Annotated in this window: 10 protein-coding genes; 2 read left to right on the top strand and 8 right to left on the bottom strand. The window is 71.6% G+C overall.

Annotated elements, in window-relative coordinates; all coding sequences use genetic code 11:
* Positions 1-120: 120 nt before the first annotated feature.
* A complete protein-coding gene (fahA, locus tag H297_RS0122275) occupies positions 121-1,326 on the top strand; it encodes a fumarylacetoacetase (RefSeq protein WP_027738859.1) in 1,206 nt (401 codons plus the stop codon).
* A 470-nt stretch (positions 1,327-1,796) separates the two neighbouring features.
* Here fahA and recQ read toward each other — a convergent pair whose 3' ends face one another.
* On the bottom strand, positions 1,797-3,875 hold the full coding sequence (recQ, locus tag H297_RS0122270) for a DNA helicase RecQ (RefSeq protein WP_027738858.1): 2,079 nt from the start codon (positions 3,873-3,875) through the stop codon (positions 1,797-1,799).
* Between the two features lie 364 nt (positions 3,876-4,239).
* Between recQ and H297_RS37840 the strand changes: the two genes are divergently transcribed.
* Entirely contained in the window at positions 4,240-4,839 is a 600-nt protein-coding gene (locus tag H297_RS37840) for a hypothetical protein (protein WP_199787249.1), read from the top strand.
* 61 nt (positions 4,840-4,900) lie between these two features.
* On the opposite strand, the gene H297_RS0122260 is transcribed toward H297_RS37840, so the two are convergent.
* The 7 genes from H297_RS0122260 to nuoI form a co-directional block, all read right to left on the bottom strand.
* Positions 4,901-5,290: a cupin domain-containing protein gene (locus tag H297_RS0122260; protein ID WP_027738857.1), complete on the bottom strand. Its 390-nt coding sequence runs from the start codon at positions 5,288-5,290 to the stop codon at positions 4,901-4,903.
* Between the two features lie 154 nt (positions 5,291-5,444).
* Positions 5,445-7,115 carry an NADH-quinone oxidoreductase subunit NuoN gene (nuoN, locus tag H297_RS0122255; RefSeq protein ID WP_027738856.1) on the bottom strand — a complete coding sequence of 557 codons (1,671 nt, stop codon included), beginning with the start codon at positions 7,113-7,115 and terminating at the stop codon, positions 5,445-5,447.
* A 5-nt stretch (positions 7,116-7,120) separates the two neighbouring features.
* Entirely contained in the window at positions 7,121-8,797 is a 1,677-nt protein-coding gene (locus H297_RS37835) for an NADH-quinone oxidoreductase subunit M (RefSeq protein ID WP_037795121.1), read from the bottom strand.
* A gap of 5 nt (positions 8,798-8,802) precedes the next feature.
* Positions 8,803-10,749, bottom strand: a complete 1,947-nt coding sequence (gene nuoL / locus H297_RS0122245) for an NADH-quinone oxidoreductase subunit L (RefSeq protein WP_027738855.1) — start codon at positions 10,747-10,749, stop codon at positions 8,803-8,805.
* Positions 10,750-10,762: 13 nt separating this feature from the next.
* Positions 10,763-11,062 (bottom strand): NADH-quinone oxidoreductase subunit NuoK, encoded by a 300-nt coding sequence (gene nuoK / locus H297_RS0122240; RefSeq protein ID WP_027738854.1) that lies wholly within the window; start codon positions 11,060-11,062, stop codon positions 10,763-10,765.
* A complete protein-coding gene (locus tag H297_RS37830; protein ID WP_037795118.1) occupies positions 11,059-11,991 on the bottom strand; it encodes an NADH-quinone oxidoreductase subunit J in 933 nt (310 codons plus the stop codon). The genes nuoK and H297_RS37830 overlap by 4 nt, the downstream gene beginning before the upstream one ends.
* A complete protein-coding gene (gene nuoI / locus H297_RS37825) occupies positions 11,988-12,614 on the bottom strand; it encodes an NADH-quinone oxidoreductase subunit NuoI (RefSeq protein WP_486589627.1) in 627 nt (208 codons plus the stop codon). Before nuoI ends, H297_RS37830 begins: the two co-directional genes overlap by 4 nt.
* Between the last annotated feature and the right edge of the window lie 5 nt (positions 12,615-12,619).

The following is a 12,619-nucleotide window of genomic DNA, read 5'->3' as shown; positions in this document are numbered from 1 at the left end:
CCCGGCGCCTTCACCCGGTTCCGTCCGGCCGGACGACCGGCACGATCCGGCGTCCGTGCCCGCGCCCTTGCCGCCCGTGCGGGGTGGGCCGACGGTCCCGCTCCTCCTAGTGTGACCTCCATGAGTGACACTCTCTTCGGCCCGGACAACCTTCCGTACGGCCTCTTCAGCACCCCGGACGCACCCGGCCACCGCCGGCTCGGCGTCCGGTTCGGGGACGACGTGCTCGACCTGGGCGCGGCCGCCGCCGCGTTCGGCTCCGCTTACGCCGACCTGCTGTCCCAGCCCTCGCTCAACCCGCTGATGGCCGCGGGGCGCCCCGTGTGGCAGGCCGTACGCGCCGAGGTCCGCGGCTGGCTGACCGACGCGGCGCACCGCGGGAGGGCCACCGGCCACCTGCTGCCGCTTGCAGGGGTGCGGCTCCATCTGCCCTTCGAGGTCGCCGACTACGTCGACTTCTACGCCAGCGAGCACCACGCCACCAACGTCGGCCGCATCTTCCGGCCCGACGACGACGCCCTCACCCCCAACTGGAAGCATCTGCCCATCGGTTACCACGGCCGGGCCGGCACCGTCGTGGTCTCGGGCACGCCCGTCGTGCGCCCCCAGGGCCAGCGCAGGCCCGCCGGTGAGCCGACGCCGGTGTTCGGCCCCTCGCAGCGGCTGGACATCGAGGCCGAGGTCGGCTTCGTCGTCGGCGCCCCCAGCGCACTGGGCGCCGCCGTCGCGCTGACGGACTTCCGCGACCACGTGTTCGGCGTGACGCTGCTCAACGACTGGTCGGCGCGGGACATCCAGGCCTGGGAGTACGTCCCGCTGGGACCGTTTCTGGGCAAGTCGTTCGCCACCACGGTCTCGCCCTGGATCACCCCGCTGGACGCCCTGGACTCCGCCCGCGTCACCCCGCCGCAGCGGGATCAGCCCCTGCTTCCGTACCTGGACGACGCGGTCGACGGCGTCGAGCCCGGCGGCTACGACCTGCGGATCACGGTGCGGCTCAACGGCCATGTCGTCGCCGAGCCGCCGTTCTCCACCATGTACTGGACGGCCGCCCAGCAGCTCGCCCATATGACGGTGAACGGCGCCTCGCTGCGCACGGGCGACCTGTACGCGTCCGGCACCGTCAGCGGAGCCGACACCGGGCAGCGCGGTTCCCTGCTGGAGCTGACCTGGGGCGGCCGTGAGCCCCTCGAACTGCCCGACGGCCGGCGGGCCTTCCTCCAGGACGGCGACGAGGTGACCCTCTCCGCGTGGGCACCCGGCCCGGACGGCGCCCGCATCGGGCTGGGCGAGGTCACCGGCCGGGTGACCCCCGCCACCACCTGACCCCGCCGCCGCTCGGTCCGGCAACCGCCTGACCGACGCCCACCCGGCCCCGCCGTCACCCGCCCCGGTCACCGGCCGACTGCTGCCGCGTCACCGGGGCCCGTGAGGCCGGTCCCCGATGCCGTTGGAGCGCCGAGCGGGTCGGCCTCTACAGCGACGTCGCCCCCTCCGCCCGCACCGGCACCGGCACGACCGACGTCTCCCCCGGGTGCCCAGGGCCCCTCCCGCCGCACCTTTCACCCGCGCCCCTCCGTTCCGCCGTGACCGCGCCGAATGCGGGGACTTGCACGAGTCCAGCCGCACACCAGGACACGGGCCCGCACGAGTCCCGCCGCACGGCGCGGCGCGGGCCCGCAGGTGTCGGAGCACTCGCCACCGCGGGGCGCGCCCCGGCGACCGCTCGCGGACGACGACCTCCGCGCCCCTCCCGGGAACGCGGGGCCCTTCAGGGAACGCGGGCCCCTCCGGCCTCAGCGGAACGCCGGGTCCTCCGGTTCCAGCGGCTCCTCCGGAAAAGCCCACTCCTCGAAGCCGGGCGGCTCCTGCGAGCCCGCCGACTCCTCGGCAGGCACCCCGTCCGGGGCCACCGCCCCGGCACGGGCCGCACCGCCCGTGGCCGACTCCTCGGGCGCCGCACCGTCCGGTGCCGCCTCCTGCGAGGCCGCGAGGGCGGCCAGCACGCCCTCGCCGTACGTCGCGAGCTTCTTCTCCCCCACGCCGGCGATGCCGCCCAGCTCCCCGATCGTCGTGGGACGCCGGGCGGCGATCTCCCGGAGGGTGGCGTCGTGGAAGACGATGTAGGGCGGCACGCCCTGCTCCCGCGCCTGGTCCGTACGCCACGCGCGGAGCGCCTCGAACACGGGCAGGTCCGCTGCCGGGAGGTCGACGGGTGCCTGGCCCTTGGCGCCCCCGCCCCGGGAGCCGGACCCCGCACCGGACCGGGAGGCCGCCGCCCGCACCGGCTCCGGGTCCTTGCGGAGCCGCACCTCCCGCTCGCCCCGCAGCACCGTGGCACTCGCGTCGGTCAGCACCAGCGTGCCGTGCTCGCCCTCGATCTCCAGCAGCCCCTGGGAGATGAGCTGGCGGACGACACCCCGCCACTCGGCCTCGCCGAGCTCGGTACCCACACCGAAGACGGACAGGGTGTCGTGGTCGAACTGGATGACCTTGGCGCTCCGGCGGCCCAGCAGGATGTCCACGATCTGCCCGGACCCGAACTTCTGGCCGCGTTCCCGCTTGAGCCGCACCACGGTGGACAGCACCTTCTGCGCCGGCACCGTGCCGTCCCAGGACTCGGGCGGGGTCAGGCACGTGTCGCAGTTGCCGCAGGCCGCCTCCTCGGCGCCCTCCTGCGGCTCCTGGCCGAAGTAGGCGAGCAGCTCGCCCCGTCGGCAGCGCACCGTCTCGCACAGGGAGAGCATGGCGTCCAGGTGGGTGCGGGCCCGCCGCTGGAACGCCGGGTCGCCCTCGCCGTTCTCGATCAGCTTCCGCTGCTGGACGACGTCCTGGAGGCCGTAGGCGAGCCAGGCGGTGGACGGCGCGCCGTCGCGGCCGGCGCGGCCGGTCTCCTGGTAGTAGCCCTCGACCGATTTGGGCAGGTCGAGGTGGGCGACGAAGCGCACGTCCGGTTTGTCGATGCCCATGCCGAAGGCGATGGTGGCCACCACGACCAGGCCGTCCTCGCGCAGGAACCGCGCCTGGTGTGCGGCGCGGGTGCCGGCGTCGAGCCCCGCGTGGTACGGCACGGCCTCGACGCCGTTGCGGCACAGGAACTCCGCGGTGCGCTCCACGGAGTTGCGTGAGAGGCAGTAGACGATGCCCGCGTCGCCGGGGTGCTCCTCCTCGAGGAAGCGCAGCAACTGCTTCCTCGGGTCGCGCTTGGGGACGATGCGGTACTGGATGTTGGGCCGGTCGAAGCTGGCGACGAAGTCCCGTGCGCCGCTCAGCCCGAGCCGCTGGACGATCTCCTGGTGGGTGGCGCGGGTGGCGGTGGCGGTCAGTGCGACGCGGGGCACGTCGGGCCAGCGCTCGCCGAGCATCGAGAGGGAGAGGTAGTCGGGGCGGAAGTCGTGGCCCCACTGGGCTACGCAGTGTGCCTCGTCGATCGCGAAGAGCGACACCTTGCCGCGCTCCAGCAGTGCCGTCGTCGCCTCCAGGCGGAGCCGCTCGGGTGCGAGGTAGAGCAGGTCGAGCTCGCCCGCGAGGAACTCGGCCTCCACCACCCGCCGCTCCTCGAAGTCGAGCGTGGAGTTGATGAACCCGGCGCGCACGCCGAGCGCCCGCAGCGCGTCGACCTGGTCCTGCATGAGCGCGATCAGGGGCGAGACGACGACTCCTGTGCCCGGTCTGACGAGCGCCGGGATCTGGTAGCACAGCGACTTGCCGCCGCCGGTCGGCATCAGCACGACCGCGTCACCGCCGTCCGTGACGTGCTCGATGACGGCTTCCTGCTGTCCGCGGAACGCGTCGTATCCGAAGACCTTGCGCAGCACGCGCAGCGCTGCCGTCTCGGTCGCCCCGCCGGACCCCTCGGCACTCTCCTGAAGCATGCCCGCCACGATAGGCGGCCCCGGTGACATCCGCGGACGCCTGTGGACAACCGCCCGTACCCGGGAACCGGCGAAAGGCAAGGAGCGTGCGCACACCAGCGCAGATCCCGGATGCTCTCGCCGCGGCAGCGGCCGCCGGGGGGCTCCGTCGCCTTCGGCGTCACCCGCGACAAGTGTGTCTTCCTGCTGCTGCCCGACCGGTGCGAGGGCGGCCTCAGCGGTGCCTCGCTCGACCTGGCCCACGAGCACGGGAGACCGCCTCCCCCTGCGCGAGGGCCCCGTTCCGGCCCGGCGCCCGCCCCGGCCCCTGTTAGGTTGACGTGGCCCTGAAGAACAGCAGGGTGACGACGACCAAGGAGGAGCCGTGCGCACGTCAGCGCGGACGACGGGGGCGGTGGTCGCCGCGGCGGCCATCGCGCTGCTGGTGGGTGGCTGCGGAAGCAGCGACGACGGGAACAGCAACAAGGGCGACAAATCCGGGGGTGACCGGAAGAAGTCGGCCGAACCCACGCCTGGCGGCGAGAAGGACGAGCCCGTGGACAAGGCCGCCGTGCCGGGGGTGTGGACCACCACCGCGGACGGCCAGAAGCTGACGCTGACCGTCGTCGACGACGCGGCCTCCCTGCTGTGGAGCAAGGAGAAGAAGGTGTGCACCGGCCACGTCATGAAGGCCGGCCCCGACACCTCGCTGGTCCTCAAGTGCCCGGCCGGCGTCGGCGAGGACCGCTCCACGGGCAAGGTCTCCGCGGTGTCGGCCGACTCGCTGAAGGTCACCTGGAACGGCGGGGCCACCGACACCTGGAGCAAGGCCGCCAAGGCCCCGGCGAAGCTGCCGAAGGACCCCGACGAGATCCGCGAGGGCCTCCACCTCCCCGACGGCCTGGACAAGGTCACCGAGAAGCCGCACCACGAGGTGGTCAGCGGCGACAAGGGCCGCAAGGTCCGGGAGTACCCGGGGAACTGAGCCGCTCCCCGGGGCCCGGCCTCGCGGCCCGTGGTGGTATCCGGTCAGTGCGCGGCCCGGCTCACGGGTCGCGCGGCGACAGCAGGTGCACCGACTCCTGTTCGCGGGGGTCGGTGCGCGCCACCACCACGGTGACCGGCTCGTCGCCGGTCACCGGCATGTGCGGCATGTTCGCCGGGACGTACACCATGTCGCCCGGGTAGAGGGTGTCGCGGTTCTCCAAGTCCTCCCCGTGCCACATCTCGTGCACCCCGCTGACCACATAGATGGCCGATTCGTGTCCCGCGTGCAGGTGCGGCTCCCCCTTCGAGTTCGCGGGGATGTGCAACACGTGCAGGCACAGTCCCTTGGCGCCCACGGATTCCGCGGACACCCCCTCCGTGAAGATCCCGCCCTGTTTCCCTTGGTATCCGCCGTCGCCTTGCTGCTGGCGGAGAATCACACAACCCATGCTTGAAGTTCCTACCTTTCCCGCACACTTGTTGTCACCCGTGCAACAGAAAGCGCCGCCAGATGCGACCTTTTCGGGGCCTCTGGCGGCGCTTCGTACCGCTAGGACAGCGAGCTGACGAGCGTCGAGCGGTCCGTCGTACGGTGCGGGCGGCTCACCGCACGAACACCCCCGCCGAACCGGCGAGGTCGAGGAAGTACTGCGGGGCGACGCCCAGTACGACCGTCACCACCACGCCGAGCGCGATGGCGGAGGTCGTCATGGCGCTGGGCACGGCGACGCTGGGACCGTCGGCCTGCGGCTCGCTGAAGAACATCAGCACGATGACGCGCAGGTAGAAGAAGGCCGCGATGGCGGAGGCGATCACACCGACGACCACCAGCGGGCCCGCGCCGCCCTCGGCCGCCGCCTTGAACACGGCGAACTTCCCGGCGAAGCCCGAGGTGAGGGGGATGCCCGCGAAGGCCAGCAGGAAGATCGCGAAGACGGCCGCCAGCAGCGGCGAACGCCGCCCGAGCCCCGCCCACTTGGACAGGTGCGTGGCCTCGCCGCCCGCATCCCGTACCAGGGTGACGACGGCGAAGGCGCCCAGCGTCACGAACGAGTAGGCCCCCAGGTAGAACAGCACCGAGGAGATGCCGTCCTTCGAGGTGGCGATGACGCCCGCCAGCAGGAACCCGGCGTGGGCGATGGAGGAGTAGGCCAGCAGCCGCTTGATGTCCGTCTGGGTGATGGCCACCACCGCACCGGCCAGCATCGTCAGGATCGCCACGCCCCACATCACCGGGCGCCAGTCCCAGCGCAGGCCCGGCAGCACCACGTACAGCAGCCGCAGCAGCGCGCCGAAGGCGGCGACCTTGGTGGCGGCGGCCATGAAACCGGTCACCGGCGTGGGCGCCCCCTGGTACACGTCGGGGGTCCACATGTGGAAGGGGACGGCGCCCACCTTGAACAGCAGCCCCATCACCACGAGCGCCCCGCCGATGAGCAGCAGCGCGTCGTTGCCCGCGGTCTCGGCCAGCACCGGGTCGCTGAGGGCGTCGGAGCCGGAGACGACCCGGGCGATGCCCGCGTAGTTGACCGTCCCCGCATAGCCGTACAGCAGCGCCGTGCCGAACAGCAGGAACGCGGAGGAGAAGGCGCCCAGCAGGAAGTACTTGACCGCCGCCTCCTGGGACAGCAGCCGCCGGCGGCGGGCCAGCGCGCACAACAGGTACAGCGGGAGGGAGAAGACCTCCAGCGCGATGAAGAGGGTCAGCAGGTCGTTGGCGGCGGGGAAGAGCAGCATGCCGCCGACCGCGAACATCAGCAGCGGGAAGACCTCGGTGGTCGTCCAGCCCGCCTTGACGGCCTGGGCCTCCCCCTCGCCGCCGGGCACCGAGGCGGGCTGGGCGGCGAAGGAGTCCACCCGCGCACCGTGCGCGGACGGCTCCAGCTTCCGTTCGGCGAAGGTGAAGACGCCCACGATGCCCACCAGCAGCAGGGTGCCCTGGAGGAAGAGGGCGGGCCCGTCCACGGCGAGCGCGCCCATGCCGGCGACCTGCGCGTCGGTGGTGCCCGCACCGGAGGCGGCCAGCCCGATGACGGCGGCGAAGGCGGCGGCCAGCCCGACCAGGGCCACGAACACCTGGATGCCGTAGCGGGCCCTGCGGGGTGCGAAGGCGTCGATGAGGACGCCGAGCGCCGCCGCCCCGAGCACGATGAGCGTCGGAGACAGCTTGCCGTACTCGATGCTGGGCGCCTGGAGCTTGTCGCCCGCACCCGCTGCGACCGTCCACAGGCTGTGGACAGCCGGTCCGCCTCCCGCCGACGCGACGTCGATCATGCCAGTCACTCGTGGTCACCTCCGCCGTGCCCGGCCGGCTTGTCGTCGGACCGCCCCGCATGCTCCGCGACCGGATGCTGCGGCTTCGGGTCCTTCTTCTGTACGTCCGAGAGGGTGTGCTCCACGGCGGGATCCACGATCTCGGTGAGCGGCTTGGGGAAGACCCCGAGGAAGATCAGCAGGGCCACCAGCGGTGCCACCACGGCGATCTCGCGGACCTTCAGGTCGGGCATCCCCTCGATCTGCGGCTTGCGCACCGGCCCGGTCATCGTGCGCTGGTAGAGCACCAGCACGTACAGCGCCGCCAGGACGATGCCCGCGGTGGCGACGATCCCGGCGACCGGGTAGCGGCTGAAGGTGCCCACCAGGACGAGGAACTCGCTGACGAACGGGGCGAGCCCCGGCAGCGAGAGCGTGGCCAGGCCGCCGATCAGGAAGGTGCCCGCCAGCACGGGCGCGACCTTCTGCACCCCGCCGTAGTCCGCGATCAGACGCGAGCCGCGGCGGGAGATGAGGAAGCCGGCCACCAGCATCAGCGCGGCCGTCGAGATGCCGTGGAAGACCATGTAGAGCGTCGCCCCGCCCTGGCCCTGGCTGGTCATCGCGAAGACACCCAGGATGATGAAGCCGAAGTGCGAGATGGACGCGTACGCCACCAGCCGCTTGATGTCCCGCTGGCCCACCGCCAGCAGCGCCCCGTACAGCACGCTCACCAACGCCAGTCCGAGCACCACCGGGGTGGCCCAGTCGCTCGCTCCCGGGAAGAGACCCAGGCAGAAGCGGAGCATCGCGAAGGTGCCGACCTTGTCGACGACCGCCGTGATGAGCACCGCGACCGGCGCCGTGGCCTCTCCCATGGCGTTGGGCAGCCAGGTGTGCAGCGGCCACAGCGGGGCCTTGATGGCGAAGGCGGCGAAGAAGCCGAGGAACAGCAGCCGTTCGGTGGACGTCGACATCGTCAGCTCGCCGCTCGCCCGCGCCTTGAGCAGCTCCGGCAGCGAGAAGGTGCCCTGCCCCAGGGAGTCCGCACTGACGACGAACAGCCCGATGACGGCGGCCAGCATGACCAGCCCGCCCGCCAGGTTGTAGAGCAGGAACTTCACCGCGGCGTAGGAGCGCTGCTTGGCGCCCTCCTCCTCACCGGCCGCGTGCGCCCGGTCCCCGAAGCCGCCGATGAGGAAGTACATCGGGATGAGCATCGCTTCGAAGAAGATGTAGAAGAGGAAGACGTCGGTGGCGGCGAACGAGACCAGCACCATCGCCTCGACGGCGAGGATGAGGGCGAAGAACCCTTGGGTGGGCCGCCAACGGCGGTTCGCCTGCGCGCCGTCGGGGCCGTCGTCCTGGTCGGCATCGTGCCAGCCGGCGCCGATGACGAACGGGATCAGCAGCGCTGTCAGCGCCATGAGGGCCGCACCGATGCCGTCGACGCCGAGTTCGTAGCGGACCCCGAAGTCGGAGATCCAGGCGTGCGACTCGGTCATCTGGTAGCGGGCGCCGTCCGGGTCGAAGCGGAAGAGCACCACGGCGGCCAGCACCAGGGTGGCCACCGAGACCAGCAGCGCCAGCCACTTGGCGGCGGTGCGCCGGGCCGCCGGCACCGCGGCGGTGGCGACGGCCCCGACGGCGGGCAGCGCGGCCGTGACCGTCAACAGGGGAAATCCTGTGTTTGCTACAGACATGTATCTCAGACCGCCCTCATCAGCAGGGTGGCGGCGATCAGCACCGCCGCGCCGCCGAACATCGAGACCGCGTAGGAGCGGGCGAAACCGTTCTGGAGCCGCCGCAGCCGCCCCGACAGCCCGCCGAAGGAGGCGGCCGTGCCGTTGACGGCGCCGTCGACGACCTTGTTGTCGACGTACACCAGGCTGCGGGTCAGGTGCGTGCCGCCGCTGACCAGCACGACGTGGTTGAAGTCGTCCTGGAGCAGGTCGCGGCGGGCGGCGCGGGTGAGCAGGTTGCCGCGCGGGGCGAGCGCCGGCACCGGCTTGCGCCCGTACTGGAGGTACGCGGCGCCGACGCCGATGACGAGCGCCACGATCGTGGCGGCCGTCACGGCGGTGGCCGACACCGGGGAGTGCCCGTGCTCGAACCGGGTGACCGGCTCCAGCCAGTGCACGAACGACTCGCCCGCCTTGAAGATGCCGCCCGCGAAGACGGAGCCGAAGGCGAGCACGATCATCGGGATCGTCATCACCTTCGGGGACTCGTGGGGGTGCGGCTCGGCGTGTTCGCCCCGCGTCTCGGCGGCCGGCTCCACATCCGACTCCGCCGGGGAGGGCGTGGGTGCCTTGCGCCAGCGCTCCTCGCCGAAGAAGGTCATCAGCATCACCCGCGTCATGTAGTACGCGGTGATGGCCGCGCCCAGCAGGGTGACGGCGCCCAGGATCCAGCCCTCGGTGCCGCCCTTGCCGAAGGCGGCCTCGATGATCTGGTCCTTGGAGAAGAACCCGGACAGGCCGGGGAAGCCGATGATGGCGAGGTAGCCGAGGCCGAAGGTGACGAAGGTGACCGGCATGTGCTTGCGCAGTCCGCCGTAGCGGCGCATGTCGACCTCGTCGTTCATGCCGTGCATGACGGATCCCGCGCCGAGGAAGAGCCCGGCCTTGAAGAAGCCGTGGGTGACCAGGTGCATGATGGCGAACGCGTAGCCGATCGGACCGAGTCCGGCGGCCAGGATCATGTAGCCGATCTGCGACATGGTCGAGCCCGCCAGGGCCTTCTTGATGTCGTCCTTGGCACACCCGACGATCGCACCGAACAGCAGCGTGACCGCGCCGACGACGACCACGACCAGTTGCGCGTCCGGAGCCCCGTCGAAGATCGCGCCGGACCGGGTGATCAGGTAGACGCCCGCGGTCACCATCGTCGCCGCGTGGATGAGCGCGGAGACCGGGGTGGGGCCCTCCATGGCGTCCCCGAGCCAGGACTGGAGCGGCACCTGCGCCGACTTGCCGCAGGCCGCCAGCAGCAGCATCAGCCCGATCGCCGTCAGCTTGCCCTCGCTCGCGTCGCCCGCCGAGGAGAGGACGGGCGCGAAGGCGAAGGACCCGAAGGTGGTGAACATCAGGAAGATGGCGATGGCCAGGCCCGCGTCACCGACGCGGTTGACCAGGAACGCCTTCTTCGCCGCGGTGGCCGCGCTCGGCTTGTGCTGCCAGAACCCGATCAGCAGGTACGAGGCGAGGCCCACGCCCTCCCAGCCGACGTACAGCAGCAGGAAGTTGTCGGCGAGGACGAGCAGCAGCATCGCCGCGAGGAACAGGTTCAGGTAGCCGAAGAAGCGCCGCCGCCTGGGGTCGTGCTCCATGTAGCCGACCGAGTAGAGGTGGATGAGTGTGCCCACGCCGGTGATCAGCAGGACGAACGTCATCGACAACTGGTCGAGCTGGAAGGCCACGTCCGCCTGGAAGCCCTCCACCGGCACCCAGGAGAACCACTTCGAGTGCATCGCCCGCGCCTCGGCGTCCTCGCCCAGCATCGAGGCGAACAGCGCCGCCCCGAGCACGAAGGAGGCGGCGGCCAGCAGCGTCGCCAGCCAGTGCCCGGCACGGTCCAGCCGCCGCCCGCCCACCAGCAGCACGGCGGCGCCGAACAGGGGCACCCCGACGAGCAGTCCGATCATTGACTCCACTGGTACATACCCCTTAGAGCTTCATGAGGTTCGCGTCGTCGACCGAGGCCGAGTGGCGGGAGCGGTAGAGCATCACGATGATCGCCAGGCCCACCACGACCTCGGCGGCGGCGACGACCATGACGAAGAACGCCATGATCTGGCCGTCGAGGTTGCCGTGCATGCGGGAGAAGGCGACCAGCGTCAGGTTGGCGGCGTTCAGCATCAGCTCGATGCACATGAACACCACGATGGCGTTGCGCCGGATGAGGACTCCGGCGGCGCCGATGGTGAACAGCAACGCGGCCAGGTAGACGTAGTTGACCGGGCTCACTTGGTGGCCTCCTCGCGCTCGCCGGTGGCCGTGCGGCCCTGCTCGTCGGGGTCGGTCCCCTCGGCGTCCCGGTCACCGTCCTGGTCGCGGTCCCGGTCCACGGCCCGTTCGCCCGGGTCCTTGGGGCCCGGATAGGTGGCGCGGCCCTGGTACTCGGCGGTGCGCTGCTCGATCGCGGCGAGCTGAGCCATCTGCTCGGCGCTGACCTCGCGGATCTGCCCGCGGCTGCGCAGCGTGCGGCTGACGCTGAGTTCGGAGGGCGTGCCGTCGGGCAGCAGGGCGGGACGGTCGTTGGCGTTGTGGCGGGCGTAGACGCCGGGCGCCGGCAGCGGGGTGACCTGCTTGCCCTCGCGCACACGCTGTTCGGCCTGCTCACGCTGCGACTTGGTCTTCTCGACGCGCTCGCGGTGGGTGAGCAGCGTGGCGCCGACCGCGGCGACGGTCAGCAGCGCGCCGACCACCTCGAAGGCGACCACGTACTTGGTGAACAGCAGCGAGGCCAGCGCCGGGATGTTGCCCTGCGCGTTGGCGGCGCCCAGCCCGTTGAAGCTCTTGACCGAGACCTGGCCGAGGCCCGCGATCAGCAGGATGCCCACGCCCAGGGCGCAGGCGGCGGCGAGCCAGCGCTGGCCCTTCAACGTCTCGCGCAGCGAGTCGGCGTGGGAGACACCGACGAGCATCAGCACGAAGAGGAAGAGCATCATGACCGCGCCGGTGTAGACGACGATCTGCACGACGCCGAGGAAGTAGGCGCCGTTGGCGAGGTAGAAGAGCGCCAGGATGATCATGGTCCCGGCCAGGCAGAGCGCGCTGTGCACGGCGCGGCGCAGCAGCACCGTACCCAGCCCGCCCAGCACGGCGACGGTGCCCAGGATCCAGAACTGGACGGCCTCCCCGGTGGAGGTGGCGGCGACGGCGAGTGCGTTCATCGCTCCCCCTCCCCGCTGGCCGTCACCACGCCGTGCGTCATGGCACCGCGCCCGGCGGCCTCACCGGTGGCGGCCTCACCTGCTGCGGGCTCGTCGGCGCCGTAGGTGTCCGCGGACTCCTGCGGCGCCCCGGTGTCGGTGACCGGCTGCGGCACCGTGCCGGGGGCCGCCTCGGTGACCAGGCCGCGGTAGTAGTCCTTCTCCGTCATGCCGGGGTGGATGGCGTGCGGGGAGTCGACCATGCCCTCCTCCAGGCCCGCCAGCAGCTCCTCCTTGGTGTAGATGAGGGACTCGCGGGAGGAGTCGGCCAGTTCGTACTCGTTGGTCATGGTCAGCGCCCGGGTGGGGCAGGCCTCGACGCACAGGCCGCACAGGATGCAGCGCAGATAGTTGATCTGGTAGACGCGGCCGTAGCGCTCACCCGGCGAGTAGCGCTCCTCGTCGGTGTTGTCGGCCCCTTCGACGTAGATGGCGTCGGCGGGGCAGGCCCAGGCGCACAGTTCGCAGCCCACGCACTTCTCCAGCCCGTCCGGGTGCCGGTTGAGCTGGTGGCGGCCGTGGAAGCGGGGTGCCGTCGGCTTCTTGTACTCGGGGTACTGCTCGGTCAGCCGCTTCTTGAACATGTCCT

The organism is Streptomyces sp. CNT360, assembly GCF_000424785.1.
Note: the sequence above shows the minus strand (reverse complement) of the source record. Positions and strands in the feature narration are given on the sequence as shown.